We start from the raw sequence: 25,548 nt of genomic DNA, 5'->3' as shown, positions 1-25,548 counted from the left end.
CCGCCATGTCGTCTTCCGCCTTCGTCCGCCACGCCTTTGAACGCCTGCTGCCATTATGCCGCGACCGGTTCGCTGACACGGTCCATGGCGGCTTCCATGAACGATTGGATCCGGCGGAACAGCCCCTGCCCCTGGGCTACAAGCGGTCCATGGTGCAGGCCCGGCAGCTGTACGTGCTGGCCCATGGCGCGTTATCGGGAGATCGCAGCGGTCAAGACGCCGCGGAACGGGGCTACGACTTCCTGGTCCGCAATTTTTGGGATGACCGTAACGGCGGCTGGTTCTTCAAGGTGCTGCCCGACGGTCAGCCATTGGACAGCTCCAAGGACTTTTACGGTCACGCCTTCGTCCTGTTTGGCCTAGCCTACGCCCATGCCGCTTTCGCCGCCCCCCGCGCCCTGACGCTGGCGCAGGAGACCTGGGCGCTGATGCACGACCGCCTGGCCATGCCGGCGCTGGCGGACGGCGGCTGGGGCGGCCTGGCGGAAGGGGCAAGTGCCGAATGGGTCCCCAACGGCGCGACGCGCCGCCAGAACCCGCACATGCACCTGCTGGAAGCCCTGTTGGCCTTGCATGAGGTCACTGGCGACGGCGCGTGGCTATCGGAGGCGACCGCCGTCATCCGCCTGTTCCAGGCCCGCTTTTTTGACGGCGCGACGAATACACTGGGAGAGTTCTTCACCCAGGATTGGCGGCCCGATCCCATCACCGGGCATATCGTCGAGCCCGGCCACCATTTCGAATGGGCCTGGCTGCTGGATCGTTACGCCAACCAGGGCGGCGACAGGTCCGTGTTGCCCCTGGCCGACGCCCTGTTCGACAAGGCGGTGGCGCATGGCTTCCTGCCCGACGGGGGCATCATGGACCAGATGGATCCCCAAGGCGCGCCCATCCTGCGTACCCGCCGCATCTGGCCGGTGGCTGAAGCCATCAAGGCAGCCTTGTCGCAGGCCCGCCGGCACCACGGCACGAGCGCCGGCGATGCCGCAAAGGCGCTGGCCCAACGGCTGACGGTCCATTTGCAGGCCGCCTTCCTGGACCCGGCCAGCGGCCGCTGGATCGAAACCCAGGATGAGACTGGCGCGCCCACCATGCGCGATTTGCCGGGCAGCACGCCGTATCACCTGTTCCTGGCGGCGATGGAAACCGCCCGCGCGAACACTTGATCTGCGGCGTCCAGGTGGGCAGGCCCTCCTATCTGGCCTGCCGCGGATGCCGGCTGGCCGTCCATGGATCGAAATCCGCCAGCGCCCGCAAGTCCTGGGCAAGCGAGCCTGGCCGGTCCAGGAGGTTCACCAACGGCCAGGCCATTTCCAGCGCCGGCGGCGGGACCGCCCCGGCGGCCAGACCCGCGGCGTAATCCTGGACGAACGCCATGGCCCCATCGATCATGGCCGAGATCGCGGCGCCGGTGGCGGCATCGGGGTGCCACCGCACATCATCCACCCCTCGCACGTCATTGCCTATCACCTCCAGGCCTATGGCGACCTGGCTTCGGGCATCGAACAGCAGCCCGACCGACGCCCGGTTCGCATGCAGGCGCCGCAGAATAGCTGGTGCCACGTCGGTGTCGGTGAACAGGGCCGCCATCCGGCGCGCACGCCGCCGCCGCCGGCTGTCTTCGCCGTCCGTCAGGCCGAAGGAATAGCCGTGGACGCTCAGGTCCACCATGCCGCTCAAGGCAGTTTCGAACGCTTCCTGCGTGGCACCGTCCCACCCCAGGTCGACCAGAGCCACGGGTGTCTCCGGCGCAAGCCGTAGATTCCTCATGAAGGTGAAGAGGGCCCGGCGGTTGCGCCGACAAACCTTCAGAATCTCAAATCGATACTCAAACAAGAATCCGCGCAGGCGCGGATGCGCCGCCGGTGACAGCCTGATCTCATCCCCCAGCTCATACTTCTTCATCACCTCCGGCGCCGGCGCCGGAACGCCGATGCGCTCCAGCACCTCGAACGGCGCCAGACCGTCCGATCTGGAGATCAGGAATGGCAGGTAGTCGGCGAAGTTCAGGTCATCCATTGCCGCCAGGTCGAAGGCAATCCGGGACCCGGGGAGGAAACTGCAGGGCGGCAGGGACCAGAGGCCCGGGCTTTCCTGTACCAGGCGCTCCAGTAGATAGCCGCCCCGTGAGCAAAACAGCAGGTGCCGGATGTCGTCCAGCTTGGCCTGGCGTTCGATCCAGTTCAGGAAACCGACGGCGGCAGGGCCAGCAACACGATACCCTAGATCGCGGGGCGGCAACGTCCCCGCGGGCAAGGCCGCCGACATGGGAGTCACCGGGCCAACGGACATATCGCTGCCTTGGCCGCGGCCCTGATAGTGAGCCGCCGCGAGGCCCTTCGCTCGCGCTTGGGCCACGTCGCCTTGCACGTCACAACCGACGTGCAGCACGCGCTCGCGCGGCAATTGCAGATAGTCGATGGCCAGATCGAACAGGTCGCCGTCCCGGGCCGTGAGGTTGCAATCACTGGAGATGAACAGGGCGACGGAGTCGAGCCCGTGGCGGCCCAACGCGTCACGCACGAAGGCGCGACCCATATAGCTGTCGGCGACGATCAGCACCCGACAGCCCGACGCCTGCGCCTGCCGGAGCGCGGCGATCGCGATGGGATCGGGACACAGCAGATCCAATTCCAGCGCCACTTCAGCCGCCTTTATGGAAGCGGCCAGCGTCGGCTCCAGGGTCAGGCAATCGTAAATGCCGGCCAGCGTGATTTCCCGGCGGCCTGCCTTGCGCGCCCGGTCCAAGGCCTCCGCCTGGGCGGCTTTACGCTGGGCGGAAAAGCCCGACATGGAGTAGCGCCGCCCCAGCATATCGAAAACGGCATCCGGCGAGGGGGCGGCGCGATGGAACAGCGTGCCATAAAAACCGAACGATACAGCCCCCGCAGCCATGATGGCCTCATGCAGGACCTGGTCCCCAAGCGACGGACCGCCCGAAATGGCGGCCGGGTCAAGGCTGTCAATCATGGCCGTCATCACGCGATCTCGAAATTGCCGCCGTTGGGATGCAGGTTGGGATTGCCAAAGGGATCGTGCAGGAACAAGCCGGGATGCCGGTCATAAAGCCGGCCCCGCTCCTGTTCCAACCGCGCCATCTTTTCCGGCGACACGAAATCGAGACCCCTGCTGATCGATTCGTGGTGGATCAACTCCGCCGCCTGGCACATGACGTTGTAGTAGCCAGCCTCATGCAGGCGCATGCACAAATCCACGTCGTTGTAGGCGACGGGCAAGGTCTCATCGAATCCGCCCACCGCTTCGAACTTGCGCCGTTCCACCATCAGGCAGGCGCCGGTCACGGCCAGCCAGTTATATTCCAGCAAGTTGCGCAGGAAATAGCCGTAGTGGTTGCGATCCTGCCGCAGGAAGGCATGACTTGGCCCGTTGAACAGGTTCAGCACGCCGGCATGCTGTACCTGCTCGCCACCCGGATACAGCAGCTTGGCCCCCACGGCGCCAACGTGATCCAGCTGCGCATAGCCCGCCATGCGCTCCAGCCAGTCGGTCGTCAACACCTCGGTATCATCGTTCAGGAACAGCAGGATGTCCCCTGTGGCGGCGGCGACGCCCAGGTTGTTCAGTTCCGAATAGTTGAATGGGGCGTCGTGGCGGATGACCTTTACCCCGGGCCACGCCCGGATACGGTTCAGGTAGCCCAGCGTGGCAGGCTCCCGGCTGCCGTTATCCAGCACCACAACCTCATATCGATCATAGCTGGACCGGGCGCGGATGCTGTCAAGACAGGCCGACAGCACCGGCTGGTTGTCGCGCGAGGGGATAATGATGGAGATGGTGGGCGTGCCCCGGATGTCGTAGCGCACCCGGTGATAGCTGGGCAACTGAGGCAGAGGCTCCAGCGTGCCCTTCAGGCCGCGGCGTGCCAAGGTGTCGGCACGCAAGCGTTCAGACACGGACACGACGTAGGGCTTGGCGTTCAGATCGGCCGCTGTGGACTGCGGAATGATGCGCCAATGGTAGAGCACCTTGGTCACGTGCTGGATGCGTGTGGTCCTCTCCGCCAGGCGCAGGACCAGATCCCAATCCTGGCAGCCATCATATTCCGGTCGAAGCCCCCCCAGCTCATTCAACAGGCTGCGCCGGACGCAGCTGACGTGGCACGTGTACATCGTGCTCATCATCGTGTCGGGCGACCAGTCAGGCTTGAAGAACGGCTGCGTGAACCGGCCATCCTCGGTGATCTTGTCCTCGTCGCTATAGACGAAGTCCGGATCGTGTGCCGCGATGCACAACGCCAGCTCATACAGGCAGTCGGCCGTCAGCTCATCGTCGTGGTCGAGGAAGACGACGAAATCGCCCGTGGCGGCTGCCAGGCCGGCGTTGGTGGCGCCAGAGATGCCCTGATTGGCTGCCTGCCGCAAGATGGTGACGCGGGGATCGCGCGGCCGCTCCAACGCCGCCCGTGTCGCCGGATTGGGACTGGCGTCATCCACCAGCACCAGCTGCCAATGAGGATACCATTGCCGCTCCACCGAGCGGACGGCAGCCTCAAGCAAGGCCGGCGGCGTGTTGTAGACGGGCACCACGATGGAAAAGGTGGTGGAGAGGTCCTTGAGCCGCGCGTCCAGATCCGCAGGCGGGCGCGACGCGCGATAGACATAGCCGTCGGGTCCGCGCACGTCTGCCAAGGCCCCTCTGGCCGCAGCCAGATCAGTGCCCGGTTCGCCTTGCGCCGCCCCGCCCGGCGCCACACCGTTCAGCAGCCAGAATTTGACACCGGTGATGCCATGGTCATACCGAATCCGGCGAACGTCCATGAGGGTTGCCTTCAGGCCCCGGCGCCTGAAGCCCCACAGCAGCGTGGCCATCGCGGCGCGCCCCTGGAACGTCCGGCGCAACAGCCAACGCAAGGGGCCGGTCAGCCGCCAGCTGCGCGACTGATAGGTCCGTGCCAGTTCAGCCCGTAACGCGACGTTCGTTGCTTCCACATCCTGCAAAGAACGCCCGCGCGTCCCGGCGAGCTGGTTAAGATACGCAATGGTCCGATCGCGATCCGCCAGGGCTCGCGTCAGTTTTGCGATTTCGTCATCCCGCTCCGCCAGAATACGCACCGCGTCGCCCTCGTCGTGCAGGACTGGCGTACTAGAGAGTGTCATCGTCAGCTCAGACCATTATTTCAATTTTGCGGCAGACTTGCGGCATAACAAGGAAAAGACACCACTCTTTACTTGACAACCCGCAAGGGGGATGGCCTGGCGGAACGCTATATGGATCAGGTAGTGCTGTCAACAAACGGCCCCCGCCGACCTATACGGCGCAGTAATGTGCGCTCTTCAATCCCGTCGGCCGACCACCGCGGTGGCCGGGCCCGGTCCGCCGAACCGCCGTGAGACCGCGGCCCAGCCCTCCCGCCCCGCCGCGACCGCGGCGTCGGCCAGCGACAGCACCCGGTCGCGCTGCCGGTCCGGGGCGGCACAGGCGGCGTGCAGCGCCTCGCCCAGCGCCTGCAGTTGCTTGAGGCCGGCACTTCCGGCGGTGGAGATGAGGTCGTGAGCCTCGGCGCGCAGTCCGTCCATGTCGCCGCGGGCGCGCAGCGCCGCCACCCGGTCCAGGCGTTCGCCCCCATGCGTCACCAAGCTGCCGACGAGGCTCTGGAACTGCTCACGGCCGGCGATAAGCTCCAGCCGCTGCAGCACGCTTTCATCCAGGACCGTGGCCGTCGGCAGCGGACTGGCCGTCATAGCCGGCGCCGCTTCGTGGGGCGAGGCTTTGGTCCATCGCGCCACGGCGCCCAGGAACTTGCGCTGGTCGAAGGGCTTGGCCACAACGTCGTCCATGCCGGCGTCGAGATATTCCTCGCGCATGCCGGCCATGGCGTTGGCCGTCAGGGCGATGATGGGCACCCGCACGCTGCCTTGGTGCGCACGGATGAGGCGCGTGGCCTCCAGCCCGTCCATGCGCGGCATCTGCACGTCCATCAGGATCAGGTCGAAAATGACCCCCGGCGCGGTCGCCGCGCGCACGCCATCCTCGCCATCCTCGGCCAGGGTGACCTCGTACCCCTCCTTGCGCAGCATCAGCAGCGCCACCTGCTGGTTGATCTGGTTGTCTTCCACCAGCAGCACGCGGCGGCCGGCGCCGGTGCCCACCTTGGCCGGGTCGGGCTTCACCGGAGAGGCCGCCACCTGGCTCAGGAACAGGCGGCTCAACACGTCCAGCAAGGTCTGCCGGCGCACCGGCTTGGCCAGTACGGCGGCGAAGACGTGGACTTCGGCGCTGCCCCGGTCCATCACTCCGAAGGATGAGATCAACACCAGCTTGGTTTCGGCGAAACGGCTGTCGTTGCGAATGCGCTGGCCCAGCTCATCACCCCGGACATCCGCCATGGAAAAGTCGACCAGCACCAGGTCGGGCGGACGGCCCGCTTCCCAGCTTCTTTCAAGCGCCGCCAGGGCGGACGCGGCGCCATCGGCAAGGCTGACCACCAGGCCAAGGTCGCTGAGCGCGCGGCTCAAGATCTTCTGGTGCAGGGGGATGTCGTCCACCACCAGCACCCGCAGGCCCTTGATGCCGTCCACCAAGGTGTCCTGGTCCATCAGGGTGGCGGCCACCGGTCGCAAGGGCACGGTGAACCAGAAGGTGCTGCCCTGGCCGGGAACACTGTTGACGCCGATCTCGCCCCCCATCAGCTCCACCAGCTGGCGGCAGATGGACAGGCCCAGGCCCGTGCCGCCGAAGCGGCGGGTGATGGAGCTGTCGGCCTGGCTGAACTTCTGGAACAGGCGCGCACGCTGTTCCTCGGGGATGCCAATGCCCGTGTCGCTGACGGCGATGCGCAGCCGGCGGCGGCCATCCGCGCCCTTGGCGGCGCCGGGTTCCTGGCCGATCTCGATGGCGACACTGCCGGTGGTGGTGAATTTGATGGCGTTGGACACCAGGTTGGCCAGGATTTGGCGCAGTCGGGTGGGATCGCCGCGATAGGCGCCGCGCGCCGCGTCCTCTACATAGCAGACCAGGTCCAGGTCCTTCTCCGCCGCCTTGGGCGACAGCAGCATGGTGACGCTGTCCGCCAGCTCATCCATGGAGAAGTCGATCTCCTCCAGCTCGACCTTGCCGGCCTCGAGCTTGGAGACGTCCAGGATATCGTTGATGATCGACAGCAGCATCTCACCGCTGTCATGGATGGCAGCGGCCAGCACCCGCTGCTCCGCATCCAGCGGCGTATCCAGGATCAGCTGGGCCATGCCCAGCACGCCGTTCATGGGGGTGCGGATCTCGTGGCTCATGTTGGCCAGGAATTCCGACTTGGCGCGGCTGGCCGCCTCGGCCGCCAGGCGGGCCTGGTCACGCTGCTCCGCCAGGGTGGCCATCTCCAGCGCCTGGTGCTGCAGGGTGGCCTCGGCCCGGCGGCGCTCCGCCACCTCGACCTCCAGCCGGGCGACGGTGGCCGTCCGTTCCTCCAACAGCATCTGCTTCTCATGGAAGCTGAGCTGCTTGCCCAGAGCGCCGCCCAAGGCCTTGGCCATCATTTGCAGCAGGGCCACATCCTCGGCCGTGAAGGCGTCGGGTTCCGTGCCCATGACCTTCAGCACGCCGACCACACGGCCCGCCTCGGACAGGGGCGCGCAGATCATGGAGCGCACCCCCACCATGCGGCAGGCGTTGCGGTCCACGCGGTCATCGGTCTCGCTGTCCCGGCACATCAGGACCTTCTCGGTCTCGACGCAATAGCCGGACAGGCTGCCCTTGCGTTTCAGGCGCACACCGACGAACTGCGACACGGCCCCGCTGGCGGCGCGATAGACCATGTCGTCGCCCTCCGCCAGTTCGACGACCGCGCCCTTGGCGTGCATCAGGCGTTGCAGGCGATCCACCACCGTCTGCATGAAGGCGTCGAGATCCAATTCGGAATCGGCCAGCAGGGATTGGGTGAGCACCACTTCGCCCAGGCGTTCCACCTGATGCTCCAACGCACGGATACGGTCCGCCTCGGACTCCGACCGGGTCACGCCTGCCTCTTTCACGCTCAAGCCATCGAACCTAGCCATACCCATGCGCCACTATACGTGCACCTTGCCCTGCGAGCAGCGTTCAAGTTGGGACGCACGGACTATCTTTGGCAGTAAATTGCTCGCGTGGCCGGCCATTGCGTATCCCGGCGCTGGTCCCGGCCTAAGCTATGGGTCATGGTTCATGCAACCTTAACCTGGACGCTATATCGCTATATTTGGCGGAAGGCGCCCTGTTCACGTCAGGCAAGCCAGGAGGTACCCCGTGAATATCAGCAAGACCGTCTTGTCGGGGATCGGCGGCGTCGCCGCCCTGGCCGTCGCCTTGTCGGGCATCATCGCCTTCGTCGCCGCCCGGGACCTGGCGGCCCAGGCCGCCGCCGGGCGCAGCCTGACGGCCTATGGCGACACCCTCAGGTTGGGCGCCCTGCTGGCGTCGGAACGGGCCGCCTGGAACGGCGCCTTCAGCGCGGACGGCCCGGCTGACACCGGTGCCGGCAGCGCGCCGGGCAAGGCCATGGCGGCCACGGACGCCGCCCTGACCGCCGCCCGGGGCAGCACCGCCGCCGCGCACCTGGATCCGGCCGGCCTGGGCCAGGCGGAAAAGCTGTTGGCCGACATGCGGGCCGGCGCCAAGACCGAAACCGCCAAGGCAAAGGCCGACCGGGCGGCGGACGGCGCGGGGCGCATGCAGGAGGGTATCGCCGCCGCGGCCGGCGCGGTGGACCATGCGGCCGACCTGGCCTTCCGCCGTACCGCCGCCTCATCCGCTGACCTGACGGTGCCCCTGCAGATCGCCGCCATGGCGCAGGACCTGCGCGCCGCCGCCGGCACCCGTTCCGCCATCCTCAGCCTGTTCCAGGCGGGTCAGGCGCTGGACGCCAAGCGCCTGCTGACCGCCACCCAGCTGACCGGCCAGGTGGCCACCCTGTGGCGGCTGCAGACCCAGGCCGTGGCCAATCTGGGCAGCCCGGCCAAGCTGGCCGAGGCGCTGGCGACCGAGGAGGCCACCCTGATGAAGGAGGGTGAGCCGCGCTACCAGGCCATCCTGGAGGCGGCCCGCACCGGTGCCCCCAGCCCCATGGACAACGCCGCCTGGCGGGCCTGGACCAGCCCCATGCTGGACAACGCCCTGATCCTGCGCGACCGCGCGCTGGAGACGGCGCGCGACATGGACCGCGACGCCCTGGCGGAAGCGCGCCTGCGCCTGGTGCTGGGCGGCCTGACCCTGGCCTTCGTCGCCGTCATCACCGCCCTGGTGGCCTGGGTGCTGCGCCGCCGCGTGACCCAGCCGATCAAGGACCTGACCCAGGCCATCACCCGCCTGGCGGAGGGCGACCTGGAGGTGGCCATTGCCACACCGCGCGTGCAGGACGAGGTGGGTGCAATGGCGACCGCCCTGACCGTGCTGCGCGACAACGCCGCCCAGGCCCGCGCGGCCGAGCGCGAGGCCGCCTCCGCCCGTCAAGCGGCGTTGGACCGTGCCCGGACGGTGGACGGGCTGTGCCGCGACTTCGACAGCCGTGCCACCGTCGGCTTGAACGCCATGGAGGAGGCGGCGGACCATCTGGCCGCCACCTCGGCCGCCATGACGGAGACGGCTCAACATTCCAGCCGCCAGGCCTCCACCGTGGCCAGCGCCGCCCAGACCGCGTCCAGCGGCATCAACACCGTGGCCGCCGCGGCGGAAGAACTGTCGGCCTCCATCTCAGAGATCAGCCGGCAGATGGCCCAGTCCACCACCATCGCCAACGACGCCATGGCCAAGGCAGAGGAAACGGACCAGGCCATCGCCGTCCTGGCCGCCGCCAGCGCCAAGATCGGGGAAATCGTGGGCCTGATCACGGCTATCGCCAGCCAGACCAATTTGCTGGCCCTGAACGCCACCATCGAGGCGGCGCGGGCGGGCGAAGCGGGCAAGGGCTTCGCCGTCGTGGCGGCGGAGGTCAAGAACCTGGCCAACCAGACGGCCCAGGCGACGGATGAGATCACCCGCCAGATCGGGGAGATCCAATTGGTGACGCGCAGCGCCGTGGCGGGGGTGCGCGCCATCTCCGACGTCATCCACACCATGGGCGGTATCACCGCCGGCATCGCGGCGGCGGTGGAGGAACAGGGGGCGGCGACGCAGGAGATCGCCCGCAATGTGCAGGAGGTGGCCATGTCCACCCACCAGATCACCGCCAGCATCGATGATGTGCGTACGGCCGTGGAACAATCCACCACCGTGGCGGGCGACCTGCGCCAGGCCGCCACCTCCATGACTGACCGGGCGGAGCGGCTGAAGGGCGACGTGGCAGGCTTCCTGGGCGGCGTGCGTACGGCCTGAGCTGGCCTGGCGGCCTGCTTCGCCGTACAAGGATTCCCGATGCACATGGGGGATCGCATGGATCTGAGGGACCGCTTGAGCCATCGGCCGCTGACACCCAATGACCTAGACCTGGTGTGCCGGCACCGTGCCGCCATGTTCCGCGAGTCCGGCCGGCCGGAGGACGCCATCGCGGCCATGGCGACGCCCTTCCGCGACTGGCTGGCGCCCCGCCTGGCGGACGGACGCTATTTCGGCTTCGTCCTGGAAGGTGCGGATGGCGCGGCCGCGGCTGGCATCGGCCTGATGGAGATCGACTGGCCGCCCCACCCCGCCCATCCCGGGGAAGGCCGGCGCGGCTATGTCCTGAACGTCTACGTCGATCGCACCCACCGCCGCCGGGGCCTGGCGCGCCAGCTGATGGCTCTGGCGGAGGCGGAGTTCCGGCGGCGCGGCGTCGCCTACGCCATCCTGCACGCCACGTCCGCCGGTCGCCCCCTGTATGAGCAAGCAGGCTGGGCCCCGACCACCGAGATGGCCAAGGTCCTGACCTGACCGGATCAGGTCCGCGCCAGGCCCAGGCCCTCATCGATCCAGCCCGTCAGGCCGCCGATCATCTCCTTCACCGGACGGCCCATCCTGGCCAGCTTCAACGCCGCCTTGGTGGAGCCGTTGCAATGCGGCCCGGCGCAATAGACGACGAACAGCGTGTCGGCGGGGTAGTCGGCCAGGCGCGCCTCGCTCAGTTGCCGGGTGGGGATGTTGACGGCCCCCGGCACATGGCCGGCGGCGTACAGCGCCGGGGTGCGCACGTCCACCAGCACGAAATCCTTGGTCTCATGGTTCGTGGCGTACCAGACGTCGGCGCAGTCGGTCTCGAACGCCAGCTTGGCTTCGAAATGAGCCGCCGCGGCCTGGGATGGGGCGGCCGGCGCCTTGGCGACGACGGAAGGGAAAGCGGGGATGTAAGCAGCGGTGGTCATGATCGGTATCCCTGTCAGACGATGGTGACGCGCACTTTGTCGCCCGGCGCCCAAATTCCCGCCAGTGGCGCGCCCGCCAATAGGTGGGCACTTCCAGCCAAGCGGCGCCTAAACGGAAAAAGGCTGGCGCGAAGGCCCCGGATGCCCCACATTATGTCCCTAGACACGGGTAATTGATGAGGCGACCATGGGCTCGCATGTGGCCTTCCTGGCGGAAGTGATGGCGCCCGATGGCTTGGTCGCCACCGACCGCCTGGCAACCCAATTGCGCATCACCAAGACCGAACTGGCAGGCGCGATGGGCCTGTCCCGCGACGCTGTCTCCAAATCCAGCCGGTTGCGCGCGCCCAGCACCCAGGCCCGGCTGCGCGACGGGGTGGAGATCATCAATCGCATCCTGGCCTGGTCAGGTTCCCTTCCCCAGGCCTTCGCCTGGTACCGGGCGCAGCCCATCCCATCCTTTGGCGATCAGACGGCCGAGGACCTGGTGAAGGAAGGCCGGGCCGAGGCGGTGAAGCGATACCTGAGCCGCATCGCCGTCGGCGGCTACGCGTGAGGCTGACGGGCCTGGTCTACCGGGCACACAACCCGCGTTGGGCATTCCTGCCGGACTCTGGCGACGGGGCCGCCCGGTTCGGCGGACGCTTCAACCCGCCGGGAATGCCAACCCTGTATACCGCGCGCCGCCTTGAGACGGCTTGGCTGGAGGCGCAGCAAGCCTTCCCCTTCAAGGCGCAGCCCATGACGATGGTGGCCTATGAAGTGGACTGTGCGGGCGTCGTGGATTTGACTGACCCCGCCCAACGGGCTGCCCATGGCATCGATGGGGCCGACTTGGCCTGTGCCTGGGAGGACCTGGCCGATCGGGGCCAGATACCAGGCAGCTGGCGAATCGCGCAGCGGTTACATCAGGCGGGGCATGTCGGCATCGTGGTGCCCAGCTTCGCCCCCGGCGCCGGCGCCATCGACATCAACGCCGTCTTCTGGACCTGGGGACCGATGCCGCCCCATCAGGTGCGGGTGATCGACGACGCCAGGCGCCTGCCCCGCAACGACCTGTCGTGGCGCTGATGCCCCGGGGGCCGATCCTGCTGACAGCTTCTGTCACCCGGCGCGGCTAGGAAGGTCCGACCAGACAAACGCAGGACAAAGGCACGTGATCCCATGGCCCGCCCCAACTACATTGAGCTGCCCACGCGCGACATCGCGGCATCACAGCGCTTTTACGAACAGGCCTTCGGCTGGTCGCTGACCGGCTTCGGCCCCACCTACGCCTGCACCATGACGGGCGACGTGGACATCGGCCTGCAGGCCGACGCGGCGGAGGCGACCAAAGCCCCCCTGACGGTCATACAGGTGGATGATCTGGAGGCGGCGCTGGCCGCCGTGACCGCCGCCGGCGGCACCATCGTCCGCCCGACCTTCAGCTTTCCCGGAGGCCGTCGTTTCCAGTTTACCGACCCCTCGGGCAATGAGCTGGCAGTGATGCAGCCGGACGCCCATCAGGATTGACCCACGCATAGCGCGCAACGCTGGGACGGCACAGTCCTGCACCATGGGGTGGCGGGACTGCCTTAAAATGCCCCCATCGCGGGTGGCCCCAGTTGTCACGGGGAGCCGCCCGGATGGGAGGTTCATATGGTTCATGCCCATTCCCTGCACAGCTTGGCCCTGCTGTTGTTGATTCTGGGCGGGTTGTTCGCCCTCGGTTTTGGCTTCGTGCTGTTTCACGTTCCTGGGGAGCCCGCCGAGCGGCGCGCCATCCTGCCCTATTATTACGCGATGCCCGTCGTCCTGATGGGTACCGCATTGGTGCTGAACGTAGGCTTGGCCAGAGGCTGGCCCGGCTTGCTGTTCCTGGGCGGCATAGCTGCCGTGGCCCTGGCCACCTCCCGCGTCTGCGGCAAATGCGGCGTCGCCGTTCAGCCCCGCAGCCTGGTTCCGCCGAAATATTGCGCCCATTGTGGCCGCGCGTTCCGGGATACGGGGAATGAGCGATGACGCCAGCTTGGAACACCATCGGCGGCATTCTGCTGGGCCTGGCCGTGGCACCGTTGGCCGCCGCCATAGCCTGGTGCCATCTGGTTCCCGGCAACCCGGTGCGGCGCAACCGGACCTATCACTGGCTCTATGCCGGCATTGCGCTGGCCGTCTTCCTTTACGCTTGGGCACGCTGGGGTTGGGCGCAGGCTTGGCCGCTGGCGGTGGCCGCCCCCTTCATGATCGGCGCGGCATTGACGGGATTCCGGTTGTGCCCCGCCTGCGGCATCGTCAGTGGCCATGTCGTCCGGCATTGTCCGCGGTGCGGTGCCGCGATGAAGGCCCCTGACGGTGAGGGCGCGCCGCCATAGCCGTTCCGCCAATAGGCGGGCATTTCCCGCCATGGCGGCGATGCCCCCTTGGCGCCCCCGCCACGCCGGTGTTTCATGGGATGCCATGACCCTGCGCCGCCCCGCCCCACCTGCCCCGCCGCCGCCGCGCAACCGCACCGTGGCCGTCCTGGCCTATGACGGCTTGTGCACGTTCGAATTCGGCGTGGCGGTGGAGGTGTTCGGTCTGCCCCGGCCGGAGATGGCGGACTGGTACGAGTTCCGCGTCTGCGCCGCCGACACCGGCCCCATGCGCGCCATGGGCGGCATCCAGGTGCTGGCCGACGGCGGGCTGGAGGATCTGGCCGACGCCGGCACCGTCATCATCCCCGGCTGGCGCGGCATGGATGCCCCGGCGCCGCCGGCCCTGCTGGACGCGCTGCGCCGGGCGCACGCCGCCGGGGCGCGGCTGGTGTCCATCTGTTCCGGCGTCTTCGTTTTGGCGGCGGCCGGCGTGCTGGCCGGCAAGCGCGCCACCACCCACTGGCGCTATGCCCAGGCCCTGGCGGAGCGGTTCCCCGACATCCGCGTGGAACCGGACGTGCTGTACGTGGACGAGGGATCGGTACTGACGTCCGCCGGCAGCGCCGCCGGCCTGGATTTGTGCCTGCACATCATCCGCCGCGACCATGGCGCCCGCGTCGCCAACCAGGTGGCCCGCCGGCTGGTCATCCCGCCCCATCGCGACGGCGGCCAGGCCCAGTTCGTGGAGGCGCCGCTGGCCGACGAGGCCGCGCCCCTGTCGGCGCTGTTCGACTGGATCCGGCGCAACCTGGACCAGGACCTGCCCCTGGCCCGCCTGGCATCCCAGGCGCGCATGAGCGAGCGCACCCTGGTCCGCCGCTTCCGCGAGGCCGCCGGCACCAGCCCCAAGGACTGGATCCTGACGGAGCGGCTGAACCGCGCCCGCACCCTGCTGGAGGCCACGTCGCTGCCGCTGGAGCAGGTGGCGGCCGACTGCGGCTTCGGCAGCGCCGACACCCTGCGCCACCATTTCCGCGCCCGCCTGCGCACCAGCCCTGCCGCCTACCGCGGCCGTTTTGCCGACGCGGCCGAGTAACCCCTTATAATTGTCCCCCGCAGGCGTTCACGGCGGCCAGCACGGCGGCGACGTCCTCGGCCACCGTCTGATGACTCCCGCCGACCAGCAGCGTCGCCTTGCCCGTGCCGCCCGGCGGAGTTTCCGTGGGCAGAGGCGGGCGCAGCAGCGATACGGCCGACCCCCGCACCCACAGCGCCGACCCGTCCGGCCGCGTCAAGCGGGCGAAGTCCTGGACCAAATCCAGGCGGGCCAGCAGGGCGTCCGGCGCCTCCGCCGTCGTCACCCCTTCGGCCAAGCCGCCCAGCGCCGTCCCCGATGGACCACCAACCAGAGTGCTGATGCCGCCGGCATCGATATGGATGGTGGTGCCGGCGGATGTCTTGATCTCGGCCATCGTCTTCCTCCTGACAGGGATTTTGCTCCAGCCAAACCCAGGGCCGCATCGGCGGCCTAGACGCGCATTCGGCCATCAGCCATCCGGCCTTGCCGCCAGGGCCGCACAAAACCGGTTGCGCCGGTCCAGGCCAAACCCTAGAGTGCCCGCCATATGACAAGGTTGTCATATGCCCCGCCGGACCCCTTCCGGCGGCAATAAAACTAGGGAGTAGACGTTCGTGCCCCACGCGCCGTTTGGGTCCTGCCTGCCTTCCACGCCCCGTGCCTTCACCCGCCGCCTTGCCGCCGGTGCCGCCCTCAGTGCGCTGATGATTGGGGGCGCCCTGATGATTGGGGGCGTGCTGACCTCGCCGGCCCACGCCCAGATCGCGCTGGAGGCCGAGATGTCGGCGCGGGCGACCGCCGCCGCCGTGCCGCCCACCCCGTCGGTGCCGGGGCCGTGGATGAACACCAAGCTGTCGCCGGATGAACGGGCGCGCCTGCTGGAAAGCCAGCTGACCCTGGATGAGCGCATCGGCATGCTGCACGGCATCATGGCCCTGCCCTACAAGATCGAGGGCCTGCCCGACGGCGTCGTCTGGTCCGCCGGCTACATCCCCGGCGTGCCACGCCTGGGCATCCCCGCGCTGCGCGAGACGGACGCCAGCCTGGGCGTCGCCACCCCGCACCGCCTGCGCCCCGACGGCGCCACCGGCCTGCCCGCCGGCTTGGCCATCGCCGCGACATGGAGCCCGGAACTGGCCTACCAGGGCGGCGCCATGGTGGGTGACGAGGCGACGCGCAAGGGCTTCAACGTCCTGCTGGGCGGCGGCGTGAACCTGACGCGCGAGGCGCGGAACGGCCGCAACTTCGAATATCTGGGCGAGGACCCCCTGCTGGCCGGCACGCTGGCGGGCCAGGCCATCCGCGGCACGCAGGACCAGCACATCGTGGCGACGGTGAAGCACTTCGCCATCAACAGCCAGGAATCGAGCCGCCGCGCTGTGAGCGCCGTGATCGATGAGGCGCCGCTGCGCGAAAGCGACCTGCTGGCCTTCCAGTTCGCCATCGAGGCGGGCAAGCCCGGCTCGGTCATGTGTTCCTACAACCGCGTCAACGGCCCCTGGGCCTGCGACAGCGACTTCCTGCTGAACAAGGTGCTGAAGGGGGATTGGGCCTATCCCGGCTGGGTCATGTCCGACTGGGGCGCCACCCCGGCGCTGAGCGCCGTCACCAACGGACTGGACCAGCAGTCGGGTGAGCAGATCGACAAGGAGGTGTTCTTCGACAAGCCGCTGAAGGCGGCGGTCGAGGGCGGCCAGATCCCGGCGGCCCGCGTGTCGGACATGGTGCGGCGCATCCTGCGTTCCCTGTTCGCCACCGGCGTGTTCGACGTGAAGGCGCCCACCGGCCCCATCGACTTCCAGGCCCACGCCGACATCACCCGCACGGTCGCCGAACAGGGCATCGTGCTGCTGAAGAACAGGGGTGACGTGCTGCCCTTCGCCAAGGGCAAGCGCATCGCCGTCATCGGCGGCCTGGCGGATGTGGGCGTGCTGTCGGGCGGCGGCTCATCCCAGGTGCTGGCGGCCGACGGGCCCAACCATGACTACAAGAACGGCGCCTTCGTCCATATCGGCGGCACCGGTGAGCTGGTCCACATCTCCGACGCCATCTATCAGCCCGACGCGCCACTGAAGGCCATCGAGGACAAGGCCGGCAAGGACAACGTGTTCTTCGCCGACGGCCGGTACGTCAGCGAAAGCGTGGCCGCCGCCAAGGACGCGGACATCGCCATCGTCTTCGCCACGCAATGGAACATCGAAGGCCAGGACGTGCCGGATCTTAGCCTGCCCCAGGGCCAGGACGCCGTCATCGCCGCCGTGGCCGCCGCCAACCCCAACACCATCGTGGTGCTGGAGACGGGCGGCCCCGTCGCCATGCCCTGGCTGGACAAGGTCGCGGGCGTGGTGGAGGCTTGGTACCCCGGCACGCGCGGCGGCCAGGCCATCGCCAACGTGCTGTTCGGCGACGTGAACCCCTCGGGCCACCTGCCCATCACCTTCCCCAAGGATGAAAGCCAGCTGCCCAGCCCGGTGCTGGCCGGCTTCTATGAGCGCGACCGCACCAAGCTGATCGACGCCCATTATCCGGAGAAGTCGGACGTGGGCTACCGCTGGTACGCGGCCAAGGGCCTGACGCCCCTGTTCCCCTTCGGCTACGGCCTCAGCTACACCACCTTCGCGCAAGGCGGGCTGAAGGCATCGGCCGGCACCAAGGCAGGTGAGGCGATGAAGATCAGCTTCACCGTGAGCAACACGGGCAAGCGCGCCGGCCAGGATGTGGGGCAGGTCTATCTGGTGTCGGGCCCGCAGGGCAACCGCACCCGCCTGCTGGGCTTTGGCCGGGTGGACCTGAAGTCGGGCGAAAAGAAGACGGTCAGTGTCAGCGTCGATCCGCGCCTGCTGGCCGATTTCGACGCCCAGGCCCATGAGTGGAAGGTAGCGGCCGGCAGCTACACCGTGGCCCTGGGCAGCGACGCCCTGAGCCTGGGGGAGAAGCAGACCGTGACGCTGAAGGCCCAGACCCTGAAGCCGTGACGGGATCGCCTGGCAAGCCGCCCCGGCGCTTGCCAGGCCCCACCCCTGGGGCCGACACTGGCGGCAAAACAGCCGCCTGGGAGAACGCCTCATGTCCGCCGCCGCACAAGCCGACATCTTCGACCAAGCCGACATCTTCGACTACGTCGTCGTGGGCGCGGGCTCGGCCGGGTGCGTGCTGGCCAACCGGCTGTCGACCGACCCGGGCGTGCGCGTGGCCTTGGTGGAGGCCGGCGGCAAGGACGACTGGATCTGGTTCCACATCCCCGTCGGCTATCTGTTCGCCATCGGCAATCCCCGCGCCGACTGGATGTTCAAGACCGAGGCGGTGCCAGGATTGAACGGCCGCAGCCTGGCCTATCCACGCGGCAAGGTGCTGGGCGGCTGCTCCGCCATCAACGCCATGATCTACATGCGCGGCCAGGCCGCCGACTATGACGGCTGGCGCCAGATGGGGCTGGAGGGCTGGGGCTGGGACGACGTGCTGCCCATCTTCCTGGCGCAGGAGGACCATGTGGCGGGCAGCAGCCTGTTCCATGGCGCCGGCGGCGAATGGCATGTCGACCACCCGCGCATCCGCTGGGCCCTGCTGGATGCCGTCATCGACGCCGCCGAGCAGTGCGGCATACCCCGCACAGAGGATTTCAACCGCGGCGACAACGAGGGCTGCGGCTATTTCCAGGTGAACCAGAAGGGCGGCAGGCGCTGGAGTGCCGCCCGCGCCTTCCTCGACCCTGTCCGCCACCGCCCCAACCTGACCGTCATCACCGGCGCCCTGGCCGACCGCCTGGTGTTCGAGGGCACACGCGCCACTGGCGTGCGCCTGCGCGCACCCGGGGGCATCCGTACCCTGGCGGCACGGCGGGAGGTGGTGGTGGCCACCGGCGCCGTGGCCACACCGGCCCTGCTGGAACGCTCCGGCATCGGCGCCGGCCAGCGGCTGCGCGACCTGGGCGTGGAGGTCATCGCCGACCGCCCGGGGGTGGGCGAGAACCTGCAGGACCACCTGCAGCTGCGCCCCATCTTCAAGGTGACGGGCGTGTCCACCCTGAACCTGCTGTACAGGTCCCTGCCCCGGCGGGCGTGGATGGGGCTGGACTATGCCCTGCGCCGGCGCGGGCCGCTGACCATGGCGCCGTCGCAGCTGGGCGCCTTCACCCGCAGCGGGCCGGAATACGCCACCCCCAACCTGCAATTCCACATCCAGCCCCTGTCGCTGGACAAGTTCGGTGACGCGCTGCACCCCTTCGGCGCCTTCACCGCCAGCGTCTGCAATCTGCGCCCCACCAGCCGGGGCAGCATCCACGCGCGCAGCCCCGATGCCACCGACGCCCCCCTGATCCAGCCCAATTACCTAGCGACGGAAGAGGACCGGCGGGTGGCGGTGGATAGCCTGCGCCTGGCCCGCCGCATCGCCCAGGCCCCGGCGCTGGCCGCCTTCAAACCGGAGGAATACAAGCCCGGCACCCATCTGCAGAGCGATGCCGACATCGCACAGGCCGCCGGCGATGTGGGCACCACCATCTTCCACCCCGTGGGCACCGCCCGCATGGGCGCGCCCGATGATCCGCACGCCGTCACCGACGCCCGCCTGCGCGTCATCGGCGTGCGGGGCCTGCGTGTGGCCGACGCCTCCGTCATGCCGCGCATCACCTCGGGCAACACCGCGTCGCCCACCATGATGATCGCGGAAAGGGCAGCGGCAATGATACTGGAAGATGGGCGTTAGCGGGGCGGCGAACTCTATGCCTGGACCAGCGCGTAGGCGCCCAGGATGGCCGCGATAAGGCCCGGGAAGCGCTGATCCACCTCGGAACAGCGCGAATGGTTGCGCATTTCCACGCCGTGCCGCTCACACCGGATCAGCCCAGCCTCGCGCAGCACCTTGATATGGTGGGACAGCGAGGATTTCGGGATGGCCTTGTCGCCCACGACCGCGACATCCGAGCAAGCCTCCACGCAGCCCTGCCCAGAAATCTGGGTGAAGATCGCCGCGCGCACGGGATCGGACAGGGCGTGAAGGATGGCTTCCGGTCGCATATCTCCGACCGCGGGATGAAAGAGAGGCCTCATGATTTTTTTAATATGAGGGGGCTTGTTGCCCGCTTCAATAGTTCCGATATTCCGAACTATGGGACGAAGCCGGCATCCTTCGGCTTCCCCGACTCAAAAGGGAACGGAAAACATGGGAAAGCTTACCGGTAAGGTCGCCGTGGTGACGGGTGCCTCCAAGGGTATCGGCGCCGGCATCGCCAAGGCGCTGGCGGCGGAAGGCGCCGCCGTGGTGGTCAACTACGCGTCGAGCAAGGCCGGCGCGGACGCGGCGGTCCAGGCAATCACGGCGGCGGGCGGCAAGGCCATCGCCGTGCAGGGCGACGTCACCAAGGCCGACCAGGCGCAGGGCCTGATCGACGCGGCGATCAAGGAATTCGGCCACCTGGACATCCTGGTCAACAACTCCGGCGTTTACGAATTCGCCGCCATCGAGGAGGTGACCGAGGCGCATTACCGCCGCATATTCGACGTCAACGTGCTGGGCCTGCTGCTGACCACCCAGGCGGCCGCGAAGCACCTGGGCGAAGGTGGCAGCGTCATCAACATCTCGTCCGCCGTCACCAGCGTGCTCATGCCGAACTCGGCCGTCTATACCGGGACCAAGGGCGCGGTGGACGTCATCACCGGCGTGCTGGCGAATGAACTGGGCCCGCGCAAGATCCGGGTGAACGCCATCAACCCGGGCCTGGTTGAGACCGAAGGCACGCATACCGCCGGTGTCGTCGGCTCTGACCTGGAACACGGCTTCGTGGCGCAGACCCCGCTGGGCCGCATAGGCCGGCCGGACGACATCGCGGCCGTCGCCGTCTTCCTCGCCTCCGACGACGCCCGCTGGCTGACCGGCGAACGGTTGACCGCCAGCGGCGGCCTGCGCTGAGTCGCATGCAGTGTGCTCCCCCTCATGGGGGAGCACACATTTACGATGAGGCTGCCAGGCGGCTTGGCGCAACAGCACTTCCGCGCCATAGTGCGGGTACCCGGTCCCTGGGTTCATGGAAGGCGACGCGACATGACGGAAGGGCACACCTCGGCATCCTGCCGGTGCGGCAAGGTGGAACTTGAGATCGTCGGCGCCCCCATCTTGCACGGCATTTGTTATTGCGCCAGTTGCCAGGAGGCGGGCCGCCGGCATCAGGCCAAGCCCGGCGCCGATGTCGCCCTGGCCGCGGATGGCGGGACGGATTACGTCCTGTACCGCAAGGACCGCGTCCGCTGCGTCCGGGGCGGGGAGTTGCTGGAGGAGCGGCGGCTGGACCCGAAGTCGCCGACGCGGCGCCTGTACGCGCGTTGCTGCGACACCGCCATGTTCCTGGATTTCACCAAGGGCCATTGGCTGACCGTTTATCGCGGCCGCCTGCCCCGCACCATCCCGCCGGCCACCATGCGGGTGATGACCGCCGCCCGTCCCCCGGGGGCGGCCTTGCCTGATGACATGGCCAACCATCCCGGCGTTTCCGGCATATTTATGCTGAAGCTGCTGGGCGCCTGGGCCGCCATGGGGTTCCGGCGCCCGGCCGTCGAGGGCGTGCCGTGACCGTCAGGCGGAGCGCCTGAAGGCCAGGCGCAGCCAGACCAGGGCGGCGATGGCGATCACCACCAGCGAGACCAGCGAGCCTTCGACCCCGAAGGCCCCGCCGGTCAGCCATGGCGCGCCGGCCAGATCCCCGCGCGCCAGGCCGGACGTGACGGCATGGCCCGATACGGGGACCGAGAACACCTGGCCCACACTGTAATTCCAGGCCACATGGCTGCCGATGCACAGCCACAGGCGGCGCGTCTTCATGTAAATGGCCGACTGCAGCAGGCCGAAGGCGCAGGCGGCCGCCACCGCCAGCACTGAGATGCCTTCGTTGGGCAGATGCACCAGGCCGAACAGCAGGGCGGAAATGGCAAGGGCGGCGCGGCTGCCCCAGGCCCGTTCGGTCACACCGAACACGATGCCGCGGAACACCGCCTCTTCCGCCAGCGCGACCAGCACCAGTTCGGCCAAGGGCAGGAAAAGCGCCAGGCTGACACCGTTCACCCCATCGACCCGATAGACGCCCAACAGGGCCAGCAGCGCGAAGACAGCCGTCACCATGGCGCCACCCAGCAGCAGGCCAAGGCCCAGTTCGCGCGGCGCTTGGGGCAGCGCCAGTTCCGTCACCCGGCGCTTTTCAATGCGCCGCACATAGAAGCGATAGCCCAACCAGACGAAGGCCGCCGCTAGCAGTTGCGGCCACACGACGCGGTACGGCTTATCCACCAGCTTGGTGGCCAGGATCATCACCAGCGGCACCGGCGCGAAGGTGAGCAGCGTGCCGATGAGGATGCGCACCAGCGGGTGGGCCATCAGACGCATGCCGAAGCGGGGGCGGGGGACGGCCAGGGCCAAGGTGTGATCCATCATTCGCTTTCCGGGTTGGGGGATAAGGTGGCATCTGGCCGTGAGTGGTGGGCGGCGCGGATACGGTCGCCGAACGGGCGCTTGTGCAAGGCCTCGATAGCCTCGCGCAGGCATTGGGACAGGGGATAGGGCAGATCGGCATCCAGGCTGTCGGCGGCCTGGCGGGTCCTGTCCCAGCAGTCCTGCAGCCGGCCCAGCAGGGACACGCCATGGTCGCTAAGCCGGACCAGGCGCTGACGCGCGTCGCTGTCGCTGGCGGTGATGGACACCAGCTTGTCCGCCTTCATCAGCGCCAAGGTCTGTGTCACCGCCGGCTGCGTGATGCCGGCCAGTTCGGCGATGCGGCCGATGGTCAGGCTGCCGTGCGCCGCCAACACCCGCATGATGGGCGTGTAGCGCGGCCGGTAATCCAGCCCCGCCTCGCCATAGGCGGCATCGACCGCCCCGTCGAGCAGGTCAATCAGATGCCGCAGCTGAGTTCCCAATCCCTGTTTCATGCGGCGACAATATCACCACTTATATAAGCAATGATATAATTTTCTTAGCTCATTGCCGGGCGGCCCGGGACCTCCCGGTCAGAACGTCCTCAAGGCTGGGACGCCCGAATCTCTATTGGGAAGAAAGCGTAAGCGCTCCGGATAGTGTGACCCTTCGCAAAATCCGTCATCGGGCAACACATGAGGGCTGACCCATAAAGTGAGAAGGGCGGGCGAGGCGGGCCGCCAAGGCCGCAGGGTGATCTGACACATAACTTGATCAGGCCCTGCCATTCTCGATGCGAAAACCTCTGGATTTGACGCTATAGCTTGAGAAAACCGCTTCTGTCCGCTTTGCGCCCCAAGGAGGCCGTTGAGATCAACTTTGCGGCTTCCTGATAGCAGACGCCACCAGCGATCATTTTGAAAGTGCATATGCGCGCATCTACAGCCGTCCTCTGCAATCGCCCCTCATCTCGAAGGTGGCCATTCGTTTTTGAGGCGTGCGAAAATCCGAATTCGCGCCCGGCGCCTTGGGAGGGTCAGCCAACAATGATCTGCGCTTTGGCCAGAGCTGTGATGCTAGTGGCCACCTCGGTATAGAGTTTGGTCTCCAGTTCACTCGCATCGATCTCGATGATCAGTGCGAAACGGACCATTGGCAGGGTCTTCTCCAGCAACTTCTTATTCTTCCACCAGCCTGCGACAGGATGCACGGCGAGCAAGTTGCGGCGAGCAAGATCGGACGCACGGCATGTCAGCTGATCGATATGCAACGAGCCGACATCACGGCGGGTACTGCCAAACGTCCAGGAGTCGTCCTCCTCGTTAGGCGGCCCGTCGACCGGTTCGGCTAGCCTGGTGATGCGAGCGAGGAACTGCTGCACATTCTCGCCCGCGCGGTTGAGCTTGAAGCGGAGGTTGTGTGATGCATAGCGATACCGTGACCCCCGCGATGCTTCCGAAGGATTGGGGGCGACGAAGGAGCTCAGCGTTACCCTTAGCGTGACCAAGGCACTGCCGAGCTTGCGCAGTTCCTCGACCGGCCAGGGAAGCTCGAACAGCCGTAACTCCTTGTGCACGTCGCCGCCAGTTTTCTCGGAAAGCCCATATGGTGTAATTTCATCTTGGACGATGAGCGTGAGCGCGTTGGATGCGCTGCGCCGCGCCCGCTGTAGGTCTGGCACACCATAGCCATAGCGCCGAAACAGCAGTGCATAGGCGCCTTTGGACGGATTAGCGGGTAGATGCGATTTCATCTGCTCGGTCCAGCGTGCAGACGACACATAGAGACCACGGATCGTCTCAGGCCACAGGCTTGGATAGTCGGACCATAATTCCGTAATTTGCTTCGCGGCGAGCGCGGTTGCCGCGCTGGTGTCATGGCTGAAGCAAAAGGAGTGCCGCGGATAGTTGTGATCGGTAGTTAATAGCGATAGCCAGCCATGGGTCAGCGGGGGCGGGACCGTGCCTGCGGCCCAATTACCTCCCTCCAATACGACATCGGGCTTGAGCGGCCACTGCGACGTCCAGGATGCTGTGCGCGATGCAGGCGAAAGATCACCCGAAGGGGCGAGTGCGGTATAGCTCTCGCCTGGCGGCAGCATTGCCTTTTCCGTATACGCGCCCACACAGACTGCGTTCCAAGCCTGGGAAGGCGATTCCAATTCGCTGTCCGGATGGTCGCAGGTTTCCAGATAATGCCCGGCCCCGGAGGTCATGGCGTCGATATTACCAGCGGAGATGAGGATCAACCGTGGATCACTGCATTTGCCCGAGACGCCGGCCGTGAGTTGATCGATCTCGCTAGACCAGGAGGTCGGTGCACCATCATGGGGCGTGTCGTCGCTGGTGGTGGTCGCCATCGTAAAGGTGCGCCGCCGGATGGTCATCTCGACGGCATCAATGGCGTTGCGCGTTACCGCTCCGAGCAGGTGATGGGGATTGAAGCCGGCATCGGGCAACAGTTTGACCGATTCCAGCCGGTGACCAACTGAGACAGGTAACATGTCCTGTAGCTTAGGCGTAAGATCGCCGAACAGCGCAAGCCCGGCAAGCTGGGTACCATGCCCCTTAATATCCTCCAGGCCCCAGGCCGGATTGGCGGCGTGACGGTCCGCCGCCGCAAGCGCCGGCTGGATGAGCGGATGCGCGCGACTGACGCCGGTGTCAAGCAGGGTGATGTAGCTGGCGTTTGGATCCATGGTAAAGGTCGTGCGCTGCGACAGTTCGCCGACCCATGCTGCCTGCTCCTGTGCGTCTAGGCTGTCGAAATAGTCGGCGGTGACTGTCGGTGCGGCCAGCGCACGTACGCCACCCAGTCGTCGCACGGCAAGTGCCAGTTGATCGCGTGTTGCTTCACCAATGACCACGATATCTTCGGGGAAATGGAGTCGATCTGCGCCTATCAGGACACCAAGGCCGACCGCCCGCTGGATGAATGATTCGGCCTGGTCGGGCTCGAGCCAGATCTCCCAATGCACGGAGCCAGCGTTAGCGGGGAACTTGGCTTGGGGACTGCGCCAAAGTGCGCGGAGGCCGGCTTCAACGATTGCAGCAATGCTTTGTACCAGATCGGCGTTCTTTGGTCGGCCGGGAACGATCACTCCGTCTTTTTCCCGATCGGGCGTGTTTTCGGTGCGGAACTGTTCGACCTTCTTACGCAGCTTAGCGACACCGGCAGCGGAAGCGAATAGCGTTGCGACCTCAGAGGTAATGCCGTTTTCGGTTTGCAAGTGGCTACGAAGCAACGCAAGGCCGCTTGAATCCAGGCTATCTTTCTTCAGCCGCTCATCCGGACGACTGTATACTTCTAGCAGGCTGTTGAAAAAGCCTGTGGCTGCCTGAGTTTCAGCATGATTCACTGTTGGCCTTGGAACGGAGCCGAGAGCGGCATGCGGGGATCGGACGAACGGTCGGGGGAGTTGTTTTCCTACGTTGATCTTGAGATGCGGGTACGGGCGGATCATCCGCTCCGGCCGATC

Annotated in this window: 22 protein-coding genes; 13 read left to right on the top strand and 9 right to left on the bottom strand. The window is 67.2% G+C overall.

Annotated features, from left to right (window positions below):
- Nucleotides 1-5: 5 nt before the first annotated feature.
- Entirely contained in the window at nt 6-1,166 is a 1,161-nt protein-coding gene (locus FBZ88_RS28430; protein WP_145620344.1) for an AGE family epimerase/isomerase, read from the top strand.
- 28 nt (nt 1,167-1,194) lie between these two features.
- On the opposite strand, the gene FBZ88_RS28425 is transcribed toward FBZ88_RS28430, so the two are convergent.
- The 3 genes from FBZ88_RS28425 to FBZ88_RS28415 form a co-directional block, all read right to left on the bottom strand.
- On the bottom strand, nt 1,195-2,970 hold the full coding sequence (locus FBZ88_RS28425; RefSeq protein ID WP_145620343.1) for an HAD family hydrolase: 1,776 nt from the start codon (nt 2,968-2,970) through the stop codon (nt 1,195-1,197).
- A gap of 8 nt (nt 2,971-2,978) precedes the next feature.
- Complete coding sequence (locus FBZ88_RS28420; RefSeq protein WP_145620342.1) at nt 2,979-5,117, bottom strand: glycosyltransferase family 2 protein; 2,139 nt, start codon at nt 5,115-5,117, stop codon at nt 2,979-2,981.
- A gap of 177 nt (nt 5,118-5,294) precedes the next feature.
- A complete protein-coding gene (locus tag FBZ88_RS28415; protein WP_186464646.1) occupies nt 5,295-7,970 on the bottom strand; it encodes a response regulator in 2,676 nt (891 codons plus the stop codon).
- A 265-nt stretch (nt 7,971-8,235) separates the two neighbouring features.
- Here FBZ88_RS28415 and FBZ88_RS28410 point away from each other — a divergent pair, with 265 nt between their 5' ends.
- Together FBZ88_RS28410 and FBZ88_RS28405 are read left to right on the top strand one after the other, a co-directional pair.
- Complete coding sequence (locus FBZ88_RS28410) at nt 8,236-10,299, top strand: methyl-accepting chemotaxis protein (protein ID WP_145620340.1); 2,064 nt, start codon at nt 8,236-8,238, stop codon at nt 10,297-10,299.
- 57 nt (nt 10,300-10,356) lie between these two features.
- Entirely contained in the window at nt 10,357-10,833 is a 477-nt protein-coding gene (locus tag FBZ88_RS28405; protein WP_145620339.1) for a GNAT family N-acetyltransferase, read from the top strand.
- Between the two features lie 5 nt (nt 10,834-10,838).
- Here the strand turns inward: FBZ88_RS28405 and FBZ88_RS28400 are convergent, their stop codons facing one another.
- Complete coding sequence (locus FBZ88_RS28400; RefSeq protein ID WP_145620338.1) at nt 10,839-11,261, bottom strand: rhodanese-like domain-containing protein; 423 nt, start codon at nt 11,259-11,261, stop codon at nt 10,839-10,841.
- Nucleotides 11,262-11,448: 187 nt separating this feature from the next.
- Between FBZ88_RS28400 and FBZ88_RS28395 the strand changes: the two genes are divergently transcribed.
- From FBZ88_RS28395 to ftrA, 6 genes are all read left to right on the top strand, one after another.
- On the top strand, nt 11,449-11,817 hold the full coding sequence (locus FBZ88_RS28395) for an antitoxin Xre/MbcA/ParS toxin-binding domain-containing protein (protein ID WP_145620337.1): 369 nt from the start codon (nt 11,449-11,451) through the stop codon (nt 11,815-11,817).
- Nucleotides 11,814-12,332 (top strand): RES family NAD+ phosphorylase, encoded by a 519-nt coding sequence (locus FBZ88_RS28390; protein WP_186464645.1) that lies wholly within the window; start codon nt 11,814-11,816, stop codon nt 12,330-12,332. Before FBZ88_RS28395 ends, FBZ88_RS28390 begins: the two co-directional genes overlap by 4 nt.
- 93 nt (nt 12,333-12,425) lie before the next feature.
- A complete protein-coding gene (locus tag FBZ88_RS28385) occupies nt 12,426-12,773 on the top strand; it encodes a VOC family protein (RefSeq protein ID WP_145620336.1) in 348 nt (115 codons plus the stop codon).
- A 153-nt stretch (nt 12,774-12,926) separates the two neighbouring features.
- The gene (locus tag FBZ88_RS28380; RefSeq protein ID WP_186464644.1) at nt 12,927-13,262 is read left to right on the top strand and encodes a hypothetical protein; all 336 of its coding nucleotides are present in this window, start codon (nt 12,927-12,929) and stop codon (nt 13,260-13,262) included.
- Entirely contained in the window at nt 13,259-13,612 is a 354-nt protein-coding gene (locus FBZ88_RS28375) for a hypothetical protein (RefSeq protein WP_145620334.1), read from the top strand. Before FBZ88_RS28380 ends, FBZ88_RS28375 begins: the two co-directional genes overlap by 4 nt.
- Before the next feature lie 85 nt (nt 13,613-13,697).
- Nucleotides 13,698-14,690: a transcriptional regulator FtrA gene (ftrA, locus tag FBZ88_RS28370; protein WP_145620333.1), complete on the top strand. Its 993-nt coding sequence runs from the start codon at nt 13,698-13,700 to the stop codon at nt 14,688-14,690.
- 4 nt (nt 14,691-14,694) lie between these two features.
- On the opposite strand, the gene FBZ88_RS28365 is transcribed toward ftrA, so the two are convergent.
- On the bottom strand, nt 14,695-15,066 hold the full coding sequence (locus tag FBZ88_RS28365; RefSeq protein ID WP_145620332.1) for a hypothetical protein: 372 nt from the start codon (nt 15,064-15,066) through the stop codon (nt 14,695-14,697).
- Nucleotides 15,067-15,286: 220 nt separating this feature from the next.
- On the opposite strand from FBZ88_RS28365, the gene FBZ88_RS28360 reads away from it, so the two are divergent.
- Nucleotides 15,287-17,647, top strand: coding sequence for a beta-glucosidase family protein (locus tag FBZ88_RS28360; protein WP_246138895.1), 2,361 nt, complete (start codon nt 15,287-15,289; stop codon nt 17,645-17,647).
- Nucleotides 17,648-17,738: 91 nt separating this feature from the next.
- Nucleotides 17,739-19,376: a GMC family oxidoreductase gene (locus FBZ88_RS28355; RefSeq protein WP_145620331.1), complete on the top strand. Its 1,638-nt coding sequence runs from the start codon at nt 17,739-17,741 to the stop codon at nt 19,374-19,376.
- Between the two features lie 14 nt (nt 19,377-19,390).
- Here the strand turns inward: FBZ88_RS28355 and FBZ88_RS28350 are convergent, their stop codons facing one another.
- A complete protein-coding gene (locus FBZ88_RS28350) occupies nt 19,391-19,687 on the bottom strand; it encodes an ArsR/SmtB family transcription factor (RefSeq protein ID WP_246138894.1) in 297 nt (98 codons plus the stop codon).
- Nucleotides 19,688-19,832: 145 nt separating this feature from the next.
- On the opposite strand from FBZ88_RS28350, the gene FBZ88_RS28345 reads away from it, so the two are divergent.
- On the top strand, nt 19,833-20,579 hold the full coding sequence (locus FBZ88_RS28345) for a glucose 1-dehydrogenase (protein ID WP_145620329.1): 747 nt from the start codon (nt 19,833-19,835) through the stop codon (nt 20,577-20,579).
- A gap of 132 nt (nt 20,580-20,711) precedes the next feature.
- On the top strand, nt 20,712-21,236 hold the full coding sequence (locus FBZ88_RS28340; RefSeq protein WP_211102834.1) for a GFA family protein: 525 nt from the start codon (nt 20,712-20,714) through the stop codon (nt 21,234-21,236).
- 3 nt (nt 21,237-21,239) lie between these two features.
- On the opposite strand, the gene FBZ88_RS28335 is transcribed toward FBZ88_RS28340, so the two are convergent.
- The 3 genes from FBZ88_RS28335 to FBZ88_RS28325 form a co-directional block, all read right to left on the bottom strand.
- Nucleotides 21,240-22,091, bottom strand: coding sequence for a CPBP family intramembrane glutamic endopeptidase (locus tag FBZ88_RS28335; protein WP_145620328.1), 852 nt, complete (start codon nt 22,089-22,091; stop codon nt 21,240-21,242).
- Nucleotides 22,088-22,585, bottom strand: coding sequence for a MarR family winged helix-turn-helix transcriptional regulator (locus FBZ88_RS28330; protein ID WP_145620327.1), 498 nt, complete (start codon nt 22,583-22,585; stop codon nt 22,088-22,090). Before FBZ88_RS28330 ends, FBZ88_RS28335 begins: the two co-directional genes overlap by 4 nt.
- 521 nt (nt 22,586-23,106) lie before the next feature.
- Nucleotides 23,107-24,768 carry a S8 family peptidase gene (locus tag FBZ88_RS28325; RefSeq protein WP_246138901.1) on the bottom strand — a complete coding sequence of 554 codons (1,662 nt, stop codon included), beginning with the start codon at nt 24,766-24,768 and terminating at the stop codon, nt 23,107-23,109.
- Between the last annotated feature and the right edge of the window lie 780 nt (nt 24,769-25,548).

It is taken from the genome of Nitrospirillum bahiense, assembly GCF_007828025.1.
GTDB lineage: Bacteria > Pseudomonadota > Alphaproteobacteria > Azospirillales > Azospirillaceae > Nitrospirillum > Nitrospirillum amazonense.
Note: the sequence above shows the minus strand (reverse complement) of the source record. Positions and strands in the feature narration are given on the sequence as shown.